Source organism: Streptomyces saintjeani (genome assembly GCF_055409605.1).
Window position 1 is genome coordinate 3,519,166 of sequence record NZ_CP189624.1, and the last position, 15,956, is coordinate 3,535,121.

The following is a 15,956-nucleotide window of genomic DNA, read 5'->3' on the forward strand; positions in this document are numbered from 1 at the left end:
CTTCTTGCTCCTGGAACGGGAGAGGCGTCCCCGATGGTTCCCACCACCCTCGCGTTCACTCGCGCGGGTGATCCTCCCGGCGCTTGCGGGACTCCCCCAGCAGATCCCCCAGCACATCGCGATGCCCCTCCAGCATCCGGTGCCGCTCCCCGCGCCGCTCCTCCCTGAGCCGGCGCCGCTCCTCCCGCCGGTCCTCCTTCTCCTGCTTCAGCGCGGCCCGCGTCCGCTTGCGCTCGATGTTGACGCCACCCCAGAACGCGAACCCGGTGATCACCACGCGCGGCGCGCCGGGCCCGGCCGGCACCCCGCTCTCGCGGTGGCTGAAGTCCCCCATGACCCCGATCCCCTTGGACACGATCTCGACGCCGGGAGGCACGAGGACGTCGATCCCGCCCATGATCGCGACGCAGGTGATCTCGACCTCCCCGGCGGAGAAGTCGGCCTCGCGCAGGTCGATCTCGCCGCCGCCCCAGAAGGCGACGCAGTTCATCCGCCGGGGCACGGTCCACCGCCCCTTGCGCTGGAACCCGCCCATGACGGCGACGGCCCAACTCGGCGACGTGTCAACGCCACCGACCACCCTCCCCGTCCAACTCCCGTCGGACGGCGGCTCCTTGAAGAGGTTCACCGGCGCCTGCGGCACACCGCCGGGCGCGGGCAGGTCACGGGTGATCGGCGCCAACTCGCCGTACGTACGCGCCTTGTAGGTCGTCTCCAGCCGTTCCTCGAACTCCTCCATGTCGAGCCGACCCTCCGCGAGGGCGTCCCGCAGGATCTCCGCGACCCGTTCGCGGTCGGCGTCCGATGCGCGCAGTTCCGGAGCGTTGTCGGTCATACGACCAGCCTACGAGGAACCGGAGTGGGGCACTATGCGGTGGCCCGATCCGCGTACATCTTCGCGATCACCGCCTCGATGTCCGGCTCCCGCACCGACAGGTCCACCAGCGGGTACTCCGCCGCGATCCGCGCGACCAGCGGCGCCGCCGACGCGGACGCCGGGAACGCGAGCCACTGGCGTACGCCGTCGACGCGTACGACGCGGGCGGAGGGTCCCGCGTCGATGGGCGGGAGTTCGCGTTCCAGGTCGACGACGAGGACGCGTTCGCTCTCGCCCGCCTCGTGCAGACCGGCGAGCGGGCCGTCGTACATCATGCGGCCGTGGTCGATGACCATCACCCGCTTGCACAACTGCTCGATGTCCTGGAGGTCGTGGGTGGTGAGCAGGACCGTCGTGCCGCGTTCGGTGTTCAACTCCCGCAGGAAGTCACGGACCTTGGCCTTGGAGACGACGTCGAGGCCGATGGTCGGCTCGTCGAGGTAGAGGACGTCCGGGTCGTGCAGGAGGGCCGCCGCGATGTCGCCGCGCATCCGCTGGCCGAGGGAGAGTTGGCGCACCGGACGGTCCAACAGGTCACCGAGGTCGAGGAGTTGGACGAGGCGGTCGAGGTTCTCGGCGTAACGGGCGTCCGGGATGCGGTACATGCGGTGCATCAGCCGGTAGGAGTCGATGAGCGGGAGGTCCCACCACAGGGTCGTACGCTGCCCGAAGACGACGCCGATCCGGTGGGCGAGGCGGGTGCGTTCGCGGGAGGGGTCGATGCCGGCGACCCGCAGCCGGCCGCCGCTCGGGGTGAGGATGCCGGTCAGCATCTTGATGGTCGTCGACTTCCCGGCGCCGTTCGGGCCGATGTACCCGACCATCTCGCCGCGCGCAACGGTGAAGGAGAGCGAGTCCACGGCGCGCACCTGGGAGCGCTCGCGCTTCAGGAAGCCGGTCTTCCTGCGGACGTCGAACACCTTCTCCAGGGCGTCGACTTGGATGAATTCGGCCACGGTTCAGCTCCCTGTGCTCCGGTACGACCTGACGCCCGCCCGCCACACGAGCCCCGCGAGCGCGCAGCACAGCGCGGCGACCAACGGCGGTGCCCACGCGGTGCCTTGGGGGAGGTCCAGGGGGTATGCGCGCCCCAACACGTAGGACGCGGGCACCCAGTTGACGAACGCGAGCGGGAAGACGAACGTCACCCCGCGCACCAGTTCCTTCGCGAACACGGTCGGCGGGTACTGGAGCATCGTCCCCCCGCCGTAGGTGAACGCCGACTGCACCTCGGACGCGTCCTCCGCGATGAACTGGAACGCGCCGCCCGCGACGAACACCGCGGAGAAGATCGCCCCGCCGGACAGGATGGTCACCGGTACGAGGAGCACCTTCTCCGGGGTCCAGTGGACGTCGAGCGCGGACAGCGCGTACAGGAGGATCAGGGCGCCCTGGGTGATCCGGCTGAGCCGGCGCAGCGCGAACCGGTCGGCGGCGACCTGCGCGAGCACCGGGGCGGGCCGTACGAGGAGGGTGTCGAGGGAGCCGTCGCGCACGCGCTGGCCGAGGCGGGCCACCGAGCCGATCGCGAGGTCGGCGATGCCGAACGACGTGGCCGCGAGGCCGTACAGGAAGGCGACCTCGGGGAGGGTGTAGCCGCCGAGGGAGTCGACCTGCGAGAACATCAGGACGATGCCGACGAAGTCGAGGCCGGTCAGCAGCAGGCCGCCGAACAGGGACATCGCGAACGAGGCGCGGTAGGCGAGGGTGGAGCGGATCCACATGCCGGCGATCATGCGGTAGGCGCGCAGGCCCTCCGCGAGCCGGTTGCCGCCGGGCGCGACGGTGTCGTACCCCCCGTACCCCCCGTACCCCCCGTACCCCCCGTCCCTCTCGCACCCGTCATACCCCCCGTACCCGTCGTCCTTCCGATGGAGATCAGCCACCCTGGACCACCACCCTGCGGGTCGCGACCGTCACCAGGAGACGGCCGGCGGCGAGGAGGACCACGGCCCAGGCCGCCTGGAAGGCGTACACGTGCAGTACTGAGGTCTTACCCATCAGCAGGTCGGCCGGCATCTGGAGCTGGGCGGCCCACGGGAGGGTCTTGACGACGTCGCCGAGGGCGCCGGGGAAGGCGTTCAGCGGGAGCGTCATGCCCGAGCAGAACAGGCCGGTGATCATCATCACCTGGAGCGCGCCGGTGCCGTCGAGGAGCCAGAAGCCGGTGAGGGCGACCAGGAAGCGGATGCCGAAACTCACCAGCGCCGCCAGGACCAGCGCGAGCAGGAAGGCCAGCCAGCGCAGGGGGTCGGTGGGCAGCGCCGTCGGGAAGAGCAGCGTGCCGATCGCGAACGGGATCACGCCCCGGCCGATCAGTTGGAACGCCGCACGGCCCAGGTCGGCCGCCAGCCACCAGAGCTGGAGGTCGACCGGCCGGTACAGGTCGACGGCGATGTCACCGGAGCGGATGCGCTCCATGAGGTCGACCTCCATGCCGCCGCTCTGGAGTGCGAGCGTCGCGAACAGGGCCTGGCCTAGCCAGACGTACGTCACGGCCTCCGCCTGGTCGTACCCGCCGAGATGCGGACGTTCGTCCCACAGAGCGAGATAGGTATAGACCAGGATCAGACCGAAGACCGTATTGGTGAAGACCCCTGCGGCCGTCGCCACCCGGTACGTCGCGTACCGTCGGAAACCCCCCGCCGCGACAGCCACGTACAACCGCGCCGGACCCACCGCGAGCGCCCTCCCCTCGTCCGAGACATCCCCGCGCGACGTGACATTCGTCGCACGGCACCGAAGCGCAGGAGCCTAGTGGGCGGGAACGACGGCATGCCACGCGTTTTCCGCGCCAACGCGTGCCGATTGCCGGGAACGGTTCGCATGGTGCGAGAGTCTTCAAACCAGAGGCGCGCGAAAATCGAGTACGGCGAGCCCGCCGAGGCCCTCGGGTCCGCCGAGCAGTAACAAGCAGTAACGGGTTGCACAACCCGCGAGCACCACAACCCGCACGAGCCACAGCTCGCCGCGCGAGAATCACGAGACACACGCCAGAGCACCAGGCACGCACAGGAGTCCGAGCAATACATGAGCGACGAGCCGCAGCCGCAGCGACCGGCCCAGGGGTGGGCGCCGAGAGAGCCCCTCGGCGACGCCACGGGCGTCCCGGACGCCCCTGAGGACGGCAGCAAGAAGGCCAAGCGGCCCAAGCGCACCGGGTGGCGGCGGGTCATCCCCACCTGGCGGATAGTGCTCGGCACCTTCATCGTCGGTGTCCTCGCGCTCGTCGGCCTCTTCTACCTCGGCTACTCGATGGTCAAGATCCCGCCGGCCAACGCGCTCGCCACCAAGCAGTCGAACCTGTACCTCTACGCGGACGGCACCGAGATCGCCCGCGACGGCGAGGTCAACCGCGAGAACGTCACCCTCGCGCAGATCTCCAAGGACGCGCAGCACGCCGTACTCGCCGCCGAGGACCGCGACTTCTACACCGAGTCCGCGATCGATCCCAAGGCGATGCTCCGCGCCGGCGTCAACACCGCGATGGGCAAGGGCAAGCAGTCCGGCTCGACCATCACCCAGCAGTACGTGAAGAACTACTACCTCGCGCAGGAGCAGACCGTCTCCCGCAAGGTGAAGGAGTTCTTCATCTCCATCAAGCTGGACCAGGAGCAGAGCAAGGACAAGATCCTTGAGGGCTACCTGAACACGTCGTACTTCGGGCGTAACGCGTACGGCATCCAGGCCGCCGCCCAGGCGTACTACGGCGTCGACGCGACCGCCCTCACCCCCGGCCAGGGCGCCTACCTCGCCGCGCTGCTGAACGCGCCCAGCGAGTACGACGTCATCGCGCACCCCGAGAACAAGGCCGCGGCCCAGGCCCGCTGGAACTACGTCCTCGACGGCATGGTCAAGAAGGGCTGGCTGGAGCAGTCGAAGCGGACCGGGATGAAGTTCCCGACCCCCCTTGAGTCCAGCGGCGCCTCGACCGGCATGTCCGGGCAGCGCGGGTACATCGTCACCGCCATCAAGGACTACCTCAAGGACAACAAGATCCTCACCGAGGAGGAGCTCGACGGCGGCGGCTACCGCATCACCACCACGCTGGAGAAGGCCAAGCAGGACGCCTTCGTGAAGTCCGTCAACGACAACCTGATGGACAAGCTCGACAAGAAGAAGAACAAGGTCGACAACTACGTCCGCGCGGGCGGCGCCGCCGTCGACCCCAAGACCGGCAAGGTCCTCGCGATGTACGGCGGCATCGACTACGTCAAGCAGTACACGAACAACGCGACCCGCCAGGACTTCCAGGTCGGCTCCACCTTCAAGCCGTTCGTCTTCACCTCGGCCGTCGACAACAAGTCCGAGACGCAGGACGGCCGCCTCATCACGCCGAACACGGTGTACGACGGCACCAACAAGCGTCCCGTGCAGGGCTGGAACGGCGGCACCTACGCGCCCGCCAACGAGGACGACGTCAACTACGGCGACGTCACCGTCCGCACCGCCACCGACAAGTCGATCAACTCGGTGTACGCGCAGATGGCCGTCGACGTCGGCTCCGACAAGGTCAAGGAGACCGCCGTCGCGCTCGGTCTGCCGAGCAGCACTCCGGAGCTGACCGCGTCCCCCTCGATCGCCCTCGGCGTCGCCACCGGCAGCGTCCTCGACATGGCCGAGTCGTACGCCACCCTCGCCAACCACGGCAAGCACGGCACGTACACCCTGATCGACAAGATCACCAAGGACGGCAAGACCACCATCGAGCTGCCCGTCCAGAAGTCGACCCAGGCCGTCAGCCGCGAGGCCGCCGACACCACCACCGCGGTCCTCCAGAGCGTCGTCGAGAACGGCACCGCGACCGCCGCGCAGGCCGTCGGCCGGCCCGCCGCGGGCAAGACCGGCACCGCCGAGGAGGACCAGGCCGCCTGGTTCGCCGGGTACACACCCGACCTCGCGACCGTCGTCGCCGTCATGGGCCAGGACCCGGAGACCGCCGCGCACAAGTCGCTGTACGGCGCGATGGGGCTGCCCCGCATCAACGGCGGTGGGGCGCCCACCGAGATCTGGGCGCAGTTCATGAAGGACGCGCTCAAGGGGACGCCGTCCTCCGAGTTCGACCTCCAGCTCCAGGAGGGGGCGGACGTGGTGCAGGACGTGCCGCCGACGCCGTCGGACACGGAGAGCGGCGGGCCGCAGGACGAGGGGACGCCGACCGACGGGGGCGCCGACGGGGGTGACGCCCAGGGCCAGAACCAGGGTGCCGCCCAGGGCGGGGCCACGCAGGGCGGGCCCACCGGAGGTGCTACGGGTACTACGGGAGGCGCCTCTACCGGGGGTACTACGGGTACTACGGGTGGGGATACGTCCACGGGTGCCACCGGGGGTGACGCCTCCGGCGGGAGTACTACCGGTACGACGGGGGGCGATACCTCCGCCGGGGCATCGGGCGGGGATACCTCCGCCGGGACCGGGACGTCGGGGGGACCGACATCGGGCGGGACCAGCGGAGGGACACCCGGGACGTAGGGAGCGACCGGTACTAGAGCTCTAGTACCTCAGAGGGACCAGGTGGGGCTCAGTGGCCGGAGGTGGCCTTGAGCCCCACCACTGCTGTCAGCAGCAGACAGACGAAGAAGATCCGGGCCGCCGTCGTGGGCTCACCCAGCGCGGCCATCCCCACGACCGCCGCACCCGCCGCGCCGATCCCCACCCACACGCCGTACGCGGTACCGACGGGGAGCGTGCGGACCGCGTACGACAGCAGGACCATGCTGGTGACGATGCCCGCGCCGGTGAGCAGGCTGGGGACGAGGCGGGTGAAGCCGTCGGTGTACTTCATGCCGATCGACCAGGCGACCTCGATCAGACCGGCGAGAATGAGCGCTATCCATGCCATGACGGCACCTCCGGAGACGGGACTCGATACGGGGGTGCGTCGTCTTTTCCGAAGGTGCTGCCGGCCGCCCGGTACGGCGCGTCTCGTCGGGCGGTTTCCACGCTAGCAAAGGAACGGCAAAGGGGGCCGGTGACGATGGTCACCGGCCCCCTACCGCTTGAGTACTACAGGTACAGCCCCGTGGAGTCCTCCGACCCCTCGAAGCGGTCCGCGGCGACCGCGTGCAGGTCGCGCTCGCGCATCAGCACGTACGTCGCGCCCCGCACCTCGACCTCGGCGCGGTCCTCGGGGTCGTACAGGACCCGGTCGCCCGGCTCCACCGTCCGGACGTTCTGCCCGACCGCCACGACCTCCGCCCAGGCCAGCCGCCGGCCCACCGCCGCCGTCGCCGGGATCAGGATCCCGCCGCCGGAACGCCGCTCGCCCTCGCCGCTGTCCTGCCGTACCAGCACCCGGTCGTGCAGCATCCGGATCGGAAGCTTGTCGTGCTGGGTACCGTGCTCGTTACTGTTGCCGCTCACGTCTCGAACCTACCTGCCTCCGGCGGTGCCGTAGCCCTCTGGGGCTAGTCCTTACGGCGCCGGGTGCCGAGGACCAGGAGGCCGACGACGCCGACCGCCAGGAGAGCTACGGGGACGATGCGTTCGACGCGGGGGGCGCCGTCGTCGTCCGTGAACTTCGCCGTGACGTCGCTGACGACACGGTTGACCTGGACGTACGCACGTCCGAGCGTGTGGTCGACGTTGGCGACGACCTTGGCCTTGGCGTCCCCGACGATCGTCTTGGGGTGCACCCGTACACCGATCTCGTCGAGCGTCTCGGCCAGCGTCTCGCGGCGGCGCTTGATGTCCGCCTCGATCTGGGCCGGGGTTCTCGTGTCCGGCGTGTCCGCAGTGTCCGCCACCGTACGGCCTCCGAAGTCTGCTGATGCGTTGTTCCGCACAGTCTGTCAGCTTCTCCGCCCGGCGCACGGGCAGGGGCCGCCGTTGTCGCGCGCCCGGCTACGCTGGCCGGATGAGCGAGCGACTCCAGCCCGGCGAACCGGCCCCCGCGTTCACCCTCTCCGACGCCGACGGCAACGAGGTGTCCCTTGCGGACCACAAGGGACGCAAGGTCATCGTCTACTTCTACCCGGCGGCCCTGACCCCGGGCTGCACGAAGCAGGCATGCGACTTCACCGACAACCTGTCCCTCCTGGCCGACGCCGGCTACGACGTCCTCGGCATCTCCCCCGACAAGCCCGAGAAACTCGCCAAGTTCCGCGAGAAGGAGTCCCTCCGGGTGACCCTCCTCGCGGACCCCGACAAGGCAGTACTGGAGGCGTACGGGGCTTACGGCGAGAAGAAGCTCTACGGCAAGACCGTCGTCGGCGTCATCCGCTCCACGATCGTCGTCGACGAGTCCGGCAACGTGGAACGGGCCCTGTACAACGTCAAGGCGACGGGCCACGTGGCGAAGATCATCAAGGACCTGGGCATCTGACGGGTCCACGTTCTGCCGTTCGGCCCGCGTCCGGAGTTTTCCGGGGGCGGGCCGATTTACATTTCATGCGTAACCGTCCGGGGTGGCGCTCGTTAATCCGTTCGAGTAGCGAGCAAGTGAGCCAGGACGGAGGGGTTTTGTGGGACGCAGTGCGTACACCAGAGAGCGGTTGGAGGAGGCCGCGAGGGGGGCTCGGACGTTGTCCGAGGCTTGTGAGCGGTTGGGGGTGGAGACCGAGAGTTCGACACGGCGGTACATACACGACCGGATGCGGAAGCTGGGTATCGATGTCTCCCACTTCCAACGGGGTGGGGTGAAGTGGACGAGGGAAGTCCTGGAGCCCGTGGTGGCGGCGTCGACGAACATGTGTGACGTACTCCGGCGTCTCGGGCTGGAGGCCGTCGGCGGCCACCACACGCACATCAGCCGCAAAGTGAAGGTGTACGGCATCGACACCTCGCATTTCCGGACACCGACCGAGCGCGGCAGAGCTCGCCGAACCCCCGAGGAGATCCTCGTCGAGGACCAGTCGGCCCACGCCGGTCGGATCCCCAGCGGCCGCTTGAAGCGCCTGATGCGCCAGGTTGGCATGGAGGAGCAGTGCGCTCTGTGCGGCATCGAGGGGGTATGGCTCGGCGAGCCGCTGCCCCTGGAGGTCGATCACATCGACGGCAACTGGCGGAACAACCGCATCGAGAATCTGCGGTTCCTGTGTCCCAACTGCCACTCGACGACGGACAGTTATCGCGGTCGCAGCAGTAGGCGGGCCTCATGAGCGGCATTCAGTACACCAGGGAGCGCCTGCGGGAAGCGGCGGCTTGCTGCTCCGACATCCAGGAGGTCGTCGCCTTCTTCGGGGCGAAGCCTTACCGGAATCTGCATCGACACCTGTACAAGCGTTTCGAGGACTTCGGCATCGACGTCTCGCACTTCCCCCGTCACCGGAGGGGACTGACCTACTCGCGGCCTACCCCCGAAGAGCTACGCCAGGCCGTCGCAGGGGCGATCTCCCGCGCGGGCGCTCTCCGCGCGCTGGGCAAACCCAACAACGGTCGCTGCCGCGCGCTCTTCGACCAGTGGATCACGGAGGAGCAGCTCGACACCTCCCACTTCCTGGGACAGGCCCACCAGAAAGGCCGTCCGAGCTCAACGGCCAAGCGCGCCGAGGAAATCCTGGTCCAGCACCACGGGAAACGCCGGACGCATACTCCCCTGCTACGCCGAGCCCTTCGAGAAGTGGGCGTACCCGAAGCCTGCGACAGGTGCGGCGTCGGTCCCGAGTGGCTCGGCAAGCCCATGACCCTGGAGGTCGATCACATCAGCGGGGACTGGAGCGACGACCGGCGGGAGAATCTGCGGTTGTTGTGTCCCAACTGTCATGCGGTCACGAGTACGTGGTGCAGGGGAGGAAGGCGGCGGCAATCGACCCCAGCAGCCCAGTAGAGTAGAGAGCGTTGCGGGCCCGTATCCCAGCTGGCCGAGAGGACGCCGGTTTAGATCCGGTGTGTCGTGGGTTCGAGTCCCACCGGGCCCACGCAACTGAGAGGGGCCGTCCGCCAGGACGGCCCCTCTCCTGTCTCACCCCAACAACTCCCGCACCACCGGCACCAACCCCCTGAACGCCTCCCCCCGATGACTGATCGCGTTCTTCTCCCCCGCCGTCAGCTCCGCACACGTCCGCGTCTCCCCCTCCGGCTGGAGGATCGGGTCGTACCCGAACCCGTTGGTGCCGCTGGGGGCATGCCGCAACACCCCCCGCAACCGCCCCTCCACCACCCGTTCCGTGCCGTCCGGCAGCGCCAGGGCCGCCGCGCAGACGAAGTGGGCGCCCCGGTGTCCGTCCCCGATGTCGGAGATCTGGGCGAGGAGGAGGTCCAGGTTGGCGCGGTCGTCGCCGTGGGTGCCGGACCAGCGGCCCGAGAAGATGCCGGGGGCGCCATTGAGGACGTCGACGCAGAGGCCGGAGTCGTCGGCGACGGCGGGGAGGCCGGTCGCCCGGGCGAGGGCGTGGGCTTTGAGGAGTGCGTTCTCGGCGAAGGTGACGCCGGTTTCCTTGACGTCGGGTACGTCGGGATAGGCATCGGCGCCGACCAGTTCGTGCGGGAGCCCGGACTCCGCGAGGATCGCGCGGAGTTCGGTGATTTTGCCGGCGTTGCGGGTGGCGAGGATCAGGCGGGTCATGGCCCCCAGTATTACGGGGGCTACGACTGCGGGGTTACGGGGAGCAGGTCACCGGCCTCGCGGACGACACCGTGCCGCACTCACCCGGCCGGGCCGGCCCCGTACTCAGGACCTACCCCTCACGGCGTACACACCTTCGTCAGCTCCCCCGCCGCATCCGTCAGCGGGCTCAGGTCCGGTGTCCTGTCCCCGCTGTCCACCGAGCTGCGGACGTTCGTGACCGCCTCGCGGAGGTCGTCGACGGCCTTGTTGACGTCCGCGTCGTCCGTCTTGTCGCCGAGGGTGTTGAGGTTCTTGTCGATGCTCGCGAGGGATTCGTCGAGCTGGGTGGGGTCGGTGGCGGCGTTCTCGACGGCCTGCTGGAGGTCGGTGACGCTGTCGGCGACGGTCTCGGCGGTCTGGACGCAGTCGAGCGCCTTGTTGACGGCGTCGCAGCCGGTGGTGGTGAACCCCATCGTGAGGGCGACCGCGGCGGCGGCTGCGGCGATGGCGGTTCGGCGACCTCGGCGTCGGCGGAGCGCGGCCATGCGGTGGTTCCTCCCGTTCGTCAGGCCCCGGTTCGCACCGCTGGGCCCCCGTCCCCAGGAGCTTCCGGTCGGAAGCCTCCTCTGTACTGCCCAAGACGCGAGGAAAAGCGGCACAGTTGCTCCACCGTACCGCTTTCCTTGGCTTCTTCTTTACCTTTCCAGGGCCTGCTCCAGCGCGGCCCGCTGGAGCGCGGCGAGGTCCGTGCAGCCCGAAACGGCCAGATCCAGCAGGGAGTTGAGCTCGTCGCGCGCGAACGGCTCGGCCTCGGCGGTGCCTTGGACCTCGACGAAGCGCCCGTCGCCGGTGCAGACGACGTTCATGTCGGTGTCGGCGCGGACGTCTTCCTCGTAGCAGAGGTCGAGGAGGGGTACGCCGCCGACGATGCCGACGGAGACGGCGGAGACGGTGCCGGTGATGGGCTGGCGGTTCGCCTTGATCAGCTTGCGGCCCTGCGCCCAGGCGACGGCGTCGGCGAGGGCGACGTACGCGCCGGTGATGGCGGCGGTACGGGTGCCGCCGTCGGCCTGGAGTACGTCGCAGTCGAGGACGATGGTGTTCTCGCCGAGCGCCTTGTAGTCGATGACGGCGCGCAGCGAGCGGCCGATGAGGCGGCTGATCTCGTGCGTGCGTCCGCCGATCCTGCCGCGTACGGACTCGCGGTCGCCGCGGGTGTTGGTGGCGCGGGGGAGCATGGAGTACTCGGCGGTGACCCAGCCCTCGCCGCTGCCCTTGCGCCAGCGGGGGACGCCTTCGGTGACGGAGGCCGTGCAGAAGACCTTGGTGTCGCCGAAGGAGACGAGGACGGAGCCCTCGGCGTGCTTGCTCCAGCCGCGTTCCAGGGTGACCGGGCGGAGCTGTTCGGGGGTGCGGCCGTCGATTCGAGACATGGGGACGACCCTATCCGTACGGCGGAAAGGGGCTGCTCCCGCCGTGGGAGTAGCCCCTCAGGGGTAGAGCTCTGGTACCGGCGGCCCGGGTAGTACCCGAGAGCTACATCATGTCCTCGATCTCGCTCGCGATCGGGTCCGCGTCCGTGCCGATGACGACCTGTACGGCCGTCCCCATCTTGACGACGCCGTGCGCGCCGGCGGCCTTGAGGGCGGCTTCGTCGACCAGGTCGGGGTTGATCACCTCGGTGCGCAGCCGGGTGATGCAGCCCTCGACCTCCTCGATGTTCTCGATGCCCCCGAGCCCGGCGACGATCTTCTCTGCCTTGCTGGCCATGTCGGTCTCCTCACGCACAGTTGGCCCAACTTCGCGAGCGATTGTGCCGTGGGTACCGAAAGATGGCGTCACAGCATCCCAATCGTCGAGAACTGGTCTACACCACCTGACGGGCGGTCGCCAATCCATGAGTGCCGACAGCGCAGTGAACCCGGTCCGGGCCCGCTGGGGCGCCCTGTTCCAGGGCCTCCAGAAGATGGGCCGCAGCCTCCAGCTCCCCATCGCGGTGCTGCCCGCCGCCGGGATCCTCAACCGGCTGGGCCAGCCGGACATGTTCGGGGACGACGGGCTGGGCTGGACGAACGTCTCGAAGGTGATGGCGGGCGCGGGCGGCGCGCTGCTGGACGGCTCGCTGGGGCTGCCGCTGCTGTTCTGCGTCGGCGTCGCGATCGGCATGGCGAAGAAGTCGGACGGGTCGACGGCGCTGGCGGCGCTGGCCGGGTTCCTCGTCTACTACAACGTGCTGCGCCAGTTCCCGAAGGACTGTGTGGACGGTGCGAAAACGGTTGCTACGGGTTGTCAGGGCGCCGACGGGACGGTGACCGCGTTCGGCTACCAGAACCCGGGGGTCTTCGGCGGCATCGTGATCGGGCTGCTCGCGGCGTACCTGTGGGTGCGGTTCCACCGTACGAAGCTGGTGGACTGGCTGGGGTTCTTCAACGGGCGGCGGCTGGTGCCGATCCTGATGTCGTTCGCCGCGATCGTGTTCGCCGCGCTGTGCCTGTGGGTGTGGCCGCCGATCGGTGACGGTCTGGAGAACTTCAGCGACTGGCTGGGCGGCCTCGGCGCGTGGGGCGCCGGGGTGTTCGGGATTGCCAACAGGGCTTTGCTGGTGGTGGGGTTGCACCAGTTCCTGAACGTGCCGATCTGGTTCCAGTTCGGGTCGTACACGAAGCCGGACGGCACGGTCGTGCACGGCGACATCAACATGTTCCTCCAAGGGGACCCGCACGCGGGGCTGTTCACGACCGGGTTCTTCCCCATCATGATGTTCGCCTTGCCGGCGGCGGCACTTGCGATCGCGCACACGGCAAAACCCGGGCGCCGCAAGGAAGTCGGCGGTCTGATGCTGTCGGTGGCGCTGACGTCGCTCATCACCGGCATCACGGAGCCGATCGAGTACTCGTTCCTGTTCATCGCGCCCGCGCTGTACGCGGTGCACGCGGTGCTGACCGGCGTCTCGATGGCGGTGACGTGGGGGCTCGGGGTGCACGACGGGTTCAGTTTCTCGGCGGGGCTCATCGACTACGTCATCAACTGGAACCTGGCGACGAGGCCGTGGGCGATCATCCCGATCGGCCTGTGTTTCGCCGTCGTCTACTACGTGGTCTTCCGGTTCGCGATCACCCGGTTCGATCTGAAGACACCCGGCCGGGAGCCGGAGGAGGAGCGGGAGGACGTCACCAAAGCGTGATCGCGGGCGCCTTAACAGGGGGCTTAACTCCGGCCTCTCCCCCGTGCTACAAAAGGTCTACACCACACACTGGTGTAGACCTTTTTCGCGTCCTCCCCACCCTCTGAAGGAACCCCTCTATGAGCACGGCCGGCGCCGCTCCCGCAGCCGAGAAACAAGCCAGGAAGGGGACGGCCGTGATGGCCGTCCTCCAGCGCATCGGCCGCAGCCTGATGCTGCCCGTCGCGGTGCTGCCCGCCGCCGCGCTGCTGGTGCGCCTGGGCAACGCCGACATGCTCGGCCGCCCGAGCTTCCCCGGCTTCCTGACGAAGATCGCCTCGTTCATGGCGGCCGGCGGGGGCGCGATCCTCGACAACATGGCGCTGCTGTTCGCGGTCGGCGTCGCGATCGGGTTCGCGAAGAAGTCGGACGGCTCGACGGCGCTCGCCGCGGTCGTCGGCTACCTCGTCTTCAAGAACGTGCTCGGCACGTTCACCGACAAGAACCTCCCGAAGGTCGCGACGGCCGTCGACGGCAAGGTCGTCATGGTGGACGCGCCCGTCGACGCGAAGGTGCTCGGCGGGGTCGTGATGGGGCTCGTCGTGGCACTGCTCTACCAGCGCTTCTACCGCACCAAACTCCCGGACTGGGCAGGTTTCTTCGGCGGCCGGCGGCTCGTCCCGATCCTGTCCGCGTTCGCGGGTCTGCTGATCGGCGTCGTCTTCGGTTACATATGGCCGGTGTTGGGCACGGGGCTGCACAACTTCGGTGAGTGGCTGGTGGGTTCGGGCGCGGTCGGCGCCGGGATCTTCGGTGTGATGAACCGCGCGCTGATCCCGATCGGCATGCACCACCTCCTCAACTCGTTCCCGTGGTTCCAGGCAGGCGAGTACCACGGCAAGAGCGGTGACATCGCGCGCTTCCTCGCCGGGGACCCGAGCGCCGGGCAGTTCATGACCGGCTTCTTCCCGATCATGATGTTCGCGCTGCCGGCCGCGTGCCTGGCGATCGTGCACTGTGCCCGTCCCGAGCGCCGCAAGGCCGTCGGCGGCATGATGTTCTCGCTCGCGCTGACGTCGTTCGTCACGGGCGTCACCGAGCCGATCGAGTTCACGTTCATGTTCATCGCGCCGGTCCTGTTCGCGATCCACGCGCTGCTGACCGGCGTCTCCATGGCGCTGACCTGGGCACTCGGCATGAAGGACGGCTTCGGCTTCTCGGCCGGCGTGATCGACTTCGGCCTCAACCTGGGGATCGCCACGAACCCGTGGGGGCTGGTCCTGGTCGGCCTGTGCTTCGGCGCCGTCTACTACGCCGTCTTCCGCTTCGCGATCACGAAGTGGAACCTGCCGACGCCGGGGCGCGAGCCGGAGGGCGAGGACCTCACGAAGGCGTAGCGCCAGGGTCGTAGAGCTCTCGTACCGGAGAGCCACGACGTACGAAGGCACCCGGGGCCCTGAACTGCCCCGGGTGCCTTCGTGTTCGTACCCGTCATACCCGTAGTACTCAGATCTCGTACGACGTCCTCGCCGCCGCCAGTTCCACCGGACCGTCGTACGTCGCGCGCGCGTCGGCCAGGTTGATCTGGGGGTCGGTCCACGGGGGGATGTGGGTGAGGACGAGGCGGCGGACGCCCGCCCTGGTGGCCGTCTCACCCGCCTCCCGGCCGTTGAGGTGCAGGTCGGGGATGTTCTCCTTGCCGTGCGTGAAGGCGGCCTCGCACAGGAACAGGTCGGCGCCTTGGGCGAGTTCGTCGAGCACGGGCGTGACACCGGTGTCCCCGGAGTAGGCGAGCGACCTGCCGCCGTGCTCCACGCGGATGCCGTACGCCTCGACCGGGTGGGCGACGCGTTCGGTGTGGACCGTGAAGGGGCCGATGTCGAAGGTGGACGGCTTGACCGTGTGGAAGTCGAAGACCTCGCTCATCGAGGAGGCCGACGGCGTATCCGCGTACGCCGTGGTCAGCCGGTGTTCGGTGCCTTCGGGGCCGTAGACCGGGATGGGGTCGCAACGGCCGCCGTCGTGGCGGTAGTAGCGCGCCACGAAGTAGGCGCACATGTCGATGCAGTGGTCGGCGTGCAGATGGGTCAGGAAGATCGCGTCGAGGTCGTAGAGACCGCAGTGGCGCTGCAACTCGCCCAGGGCGCCGTTGCCCATGTCGAGAAGCAGCCGGAAGCCGTCGGCCTCGACGAGGTAGCTCGAACAGGCCGAATCCGCGGACGGGAACGACCCCGAGCAGCCGACGACGGTGAGCTTCATGATGCAGAAACCTCCGCTGGCGGGAACCGAAGGGGACACCGGCGGTCGTCGATGGCGCCGGGGGACCGGATGCCACCGGCGGTGCCGGGTGGTGCCGGCGCGGCCGGGCCTCGCGAAGGATCCGGAAGGCCGGGAGTGCCGGGTGGACCGGGCCCGAGGAGTGCGTGGGA

The 15,956-nt window shown here is 68.9% G+C and carries 18 protein-coding genes, 1 tRNA gene and 1 riboswitch; of the genes, 7 read left to right on the plus strand and 12 right to left on the minus strand.

Going from position 1 to position 15,956, the window contains the following annotated elements; all coding sequences use genetic code 11:
* Positions 1 to 55 precede the first annotated feature (55 nt).
* From ACQCO7_RS15780 to ACQCO7_RS15795, 4 genes are all read right to left on the minus strand, one after another.
* Complete coding sequence (locus ACQCO7_RS15780) at positions 56 to 835, minus strand: DUF1707 SHOCT-like domain-containing protein (protein ID WP_464072437.1); 780 nt, start codon at positions 833 to 835, stop codon at positions 56 to 58.
* 32 nt (positions 836 to 867) lie between these two features.
* Positions 868 to 1,833 (minus strand): ABC transporter ATP-binding protein, encoded by a 966-nt coding sequence (locus tag ACQCO7_RS15785; RefSeq protein WP_338683519.1) that lies wholly within the window; start codon positions 1,831 to 1,833, stop codon positions 868 to 870.
* 3 nt (positions 1,834 to 1,836) lie between these two features.
* Positions 1,837 to 2,613, minus strand: coding sequence for an ABC transporter permease (locus ACQCO7_RS15790; RefSeq protein ID WP_464077213.1), 777 nt, complete (start codon positions 2,611 to 2,613; stop codon positions 1,837 to 1,839).
* Between the two features lie 142 nt (positions 2,614 to 2,755).
* On the minus strand, positions 2,756 to 3,556 hold the full coding sequence (locus tag ACQCO7_RS15795; RefSeq protein WP_464072438.1) for an ABC transporter permease: 801 nt from the start codon (positions 3,554 to 3,556) through the stop codon (positions 2,756 to 2,758).
* Between the two features lie 351 nt (positions 3,557 to 3,907).
* Here ACQCO7_RS15795 and ACQCO7_RS15800 point away from each other — a divergent pair, with 351 nt between their 5' ends.
* Entirely contained in the window at positions 3,908 to 6,349 is a 2,442-nt protein-coding gene (locus ACQCO7_RS15800) for a transglycosylase domain-containing protein (RefSeq protein WP_464072439.1), read from the plus strand.
* A gap of 49 nt (positions 6,350 to 6,398) precedes the next feature.
* On the opposite strand, the gene ACQCO7_RS15805 is transcribed toward ACQCO7_RS15800, so the two are convergent.
* From ACQCO7_RS15805 to ACQCO7_RS15815, 3 genes are all read right to left on the minus strand, one after another.
* On the minus strand, positions 6,399 to 6,719 hold the full coding sequence (locus ACQCO7_RS15805) for a DMT family transporter (RefSeq protein WP_338683521.1): 321 nt from the start codon (positions 6,717 to 6,719) through the stop codon (positions 6,399 to 6,401).
* A gap of 33 nt (positions 6,720 to 6,752) precedes the next feature.
* A riboswitch (guanidine-III (ykkC-III) riboswitch) is annotated at positions 6,753 to 6,831 on the minus strand.
* Between the two features lie 52 nt (positions 6,832 to 6,883).
* Positions 6,884 to 7,240, minus strand: a complete 357-nt coding sequence (locus ACQCO7_RS15810) for a GroES family chaperonin (RefSeq protein ID WP_464072440.1) — start codon at positions 7,238 to 7,240, stop codon at positions 6,884 to 6,886.
* 44 nt (positions 7,241 to 7,284) lie between these two features.
* Entirely contained in the window at positions 7,285 to 7,623 is a 339-nt protein-coding gene (locus tag ACQCO7_RS15815) for a DUF3618 domain-containing protein (protein WP_055724299.1), read from the minus strand.
* 110 nt (positions 7,624 to 7,733) lie between these two features.
* On the opposite strand from ACQCO7_RS15815, the gene bcp reads away from it, so the two are divergent.
* The 4 genes from bcp (at position 7,734) to ACQCO7_RS15835 (ending at position 9,735) form a co-directional block, all read left to right on the plus strand.
* Positions 7,734 to 8,201, plus strand: coding sequence for a thioredoxin-dependent thiol peroxidase (bcp, locus tag ACQCO7_RS15820; RefSeq protein WP_010356303.1), 468 nt, complete (start codon positions 7,734 to 7,736; stop codon positions 8,199 to 8,201).
* A gap of 139 nt (positions 8,202 to 8,340) precedes the next feature.
* The gene (locus ACQCO7_RS15825; protein ID WP_464072441.1) at positions 8,341 to 8,976 is read left to right on the plus strand and encodes an HNH endonuclease signature motif containing protein; all 636 of its coding nucleotides are present in this window, start codon (positions 8,341 to 8,343) and stop codon (positions 8,974 to 8,976) included.
* On the plus strand, positions 8,973 to 9,644 hold the full coding sequence (locus ACQCO7_RS15830) for an HNH endonuclease (RefSeq protein ID WP_464072442.1): 672 nt from the start codon (positions 8,973 to 8,975) through the stop codon (positions 9,642 to 9,644). The genes ACQCO7_RS15825 and ACQCO7_RS15830 overlap by 4 nt, the downstream gene beginning before the upstream one ends.
* Before the next feature lie 15 nt (positions 9,645 to 9,659).
* A tRNA-Leu gene (locus tag ACQCO7_RS15835) sits at positions 9,660 to 9,735 on the plus strand.
* A 44-nt stretch (positions 9,736 to 9,779) separates the two neighbouring features.
* On the opposite strand, the gene rdgB is transcribed toward ACQCO7_RS15835, so the two are convergent.
* From rdgB to ACQCO7_RS15855, 4 genes are all read right to left on the minus strand, one after another.
* A complete protein-coding gene (gene rdgB, locus ACQCO7_RS15840) occupies positions 9,780 to 10,382 on the minus strand; it encodes an RdgB/HAM1 family non-canonical purine NTP pyrophosphatase (RefSeq protein WP_464072443.1) in 603 nt (200 codons plus the stop codon).
* A gap of 119 nt (positions 10,383 to 10,501) precedes the next feature.
* On the minus strand, positions 10,502 to 10,909 hold the full coding sequence (locus tag ACQCO7_RS15845; RefSeq protein WP_464072444.1) for a hypothetical protein: 408 nt from the start codon (positions 10,907 to 10,909) through the stop codon (positions 10,502 to 10,504).
* A 150-nt stretch (positions 10,910 to 11,059) separates the two neighbouring features.
* Positions 11,060 to 11,797: a ribonuclease PH gene (rph, locus tag ACQCO7_RS15850; RefSeq protein WP_010356299.1), complete on the minus strand. Its 738-nt coding sequence runs from the start codon at positions 11,795 to 11,797 to the stop codon at positions 11,060 to 11,062.
* Between the two features lie 103 nt (positions 11,798 to 11,900).
* Entirely contained in the window at positions 11,901 to 12,134 is a 234-nt protein-coding gene (locus tag ACQCO7_RS15855) for a glucose PTS transporter subunit EIIB (protein WP_464072445.1), read from the minus strand.
* Positions 12,135 to 12,261: 127 nt separating this feature from the next.
* Here ACQCO7_RS15855 and ACQCO7_RS15860 point away from each other — a divergent pair, with 127 nt between their 5' ends.
* Together ACQCO7_RS15860 and ACQCO7_RS15865 are read left to right on the plus strand one after the other, a co-directional pair.
* Positions 12,262 to 13,548, plus strand: a complete 1,287-nt coding sequence (locus ACQCO7_RS15860; RefSeq protein WP_464072446.1) for a PTS transporter subunit EIIC — start codon at positions 12,262 to 12,264, stop codon at positions 13,546 to 13,548.
* 119 nt (positions 13,549 to 13,667) lie between these two features.
* On the plus strand, positions 13,668 to 14,924 hold the full coding sequence (locus tag ACQCO7_RS15865; protein ID WP_464072447.1) for a PTS transporter subunit EIIC: 1,257 nt from the start codon (positions 13,668 to 13,670) through the stop codon (positions 14,922 to 14,924).
* A 109-nt stretch (positions 14,925 to 15,033) separates the two neighbouring features.
* On the opposite strand, the gene ACQCO7_RS15870 is transcribed toward ACQCO7_RS15865, so the two are convergent.
* Positions 15,034 to 15,786, minus strand: a complete 753-nt coding sequence (locus ACQCO7_RS15870) for an MBL fold metallo-hydrolase (protein WP_464072448.1) — start codon at positions 15,784 to 15,786, stop codon at positions 15,034 to 15,036.
* Between the last annotated feature and the right edge of the window lie 170 nt (positions 15,787 to 15,956).

Coding starts and splice junctions, on each gene's coding strand:
- ACQCO7_RS15780 (WP_464072437.1), bottom strand. CDS start 835: ATGACCGACAACGCTCCGGAACTGCGCGCATCGGACGCCGACCGCGAA.
- ACQCO7_RS15790 (WP_464077213.1), bottom strand. CDS start 2,613: ATGATCGCCGGCATGTGGATCCGCTCCACCCTCGCCTACCGCGCCTCG.
- ACQCO7_RS15800 (WP_464072439.1), top strand. CDS start 3,908: ATGAGCGACGAGCCGCAGCCGCAGCGACCGGCCCAGGGGTGGGCGCCG.
- ACQCO7_RS15805 (WP_338683521.1), bottom strand. CDS start 6,719: ATGGCATGGATAGCGCTCATTCTCGCCGGTCTGATCGAGGTCGCCTGG.
- bcp (WP_010356303.1), top strand. CDS start 7,734: ATGAGCGAGCGACTCCAGCCCGGCGAACCGGCCCCCGCGTTCACCCTC.
- ACQCO7_RS15830 (WP_464072442.1), top strand. CDS start 8,973: ATGAGCGGCATTCAGTACACCAGGGAGCGCCTGCGGGAAGCGGCGGCT.
- rdgB (WP_464072443.1), bottom strand. CDS start 10,382: ATGACCCGCCTGATCCTCGCCACCCGCAACGCCGGCAAAATCACCGAA.
- ACQCO7_RS15845 (WP_464072444.1), bottom strand. CDS start 10,909: ATGGCCGCGCTCCGCCGACGCCGAGGTCGCCGAACCGCCATCGCCGCA.
- rph (WP_010356299.1), bottom strand. CDS start 11,797: ATGTCTCGAATCGACGGCCGCACCCCCGAACAGCTCCGCCCGGTCACC.
- ACQCO7_RS15855 (WP_464072445.1), bottom strand. CDS start 12,134: ATGGCCAGCAAGGCAGAGAAGATCGTCGCCGGGCTCGGGGGCATCGAG.
- ACQCO7_RS15860 (WP_464072446.1), top strand. CDS start 12,262: ATGAGTGCCGACAGCGCAGTGAACCCGGTCCGGGCCCGCTGGGGCGCC.
- ACQCO7_RS15865 (WP_464072447.1), top strand. CDS start 13,668: ATGAGCACGGCCGGCGCCGCTCCCGCAGCCGAGAAACAAGCCAGGAAG.
- ACQCO7_RS15870 (WP_464072448.1), bottom strand. CDS start 15,786: ATGAAGCTCACCGTCGTCGGCTGCTCGGGGTCGTTCCCGTCCGCGGAT.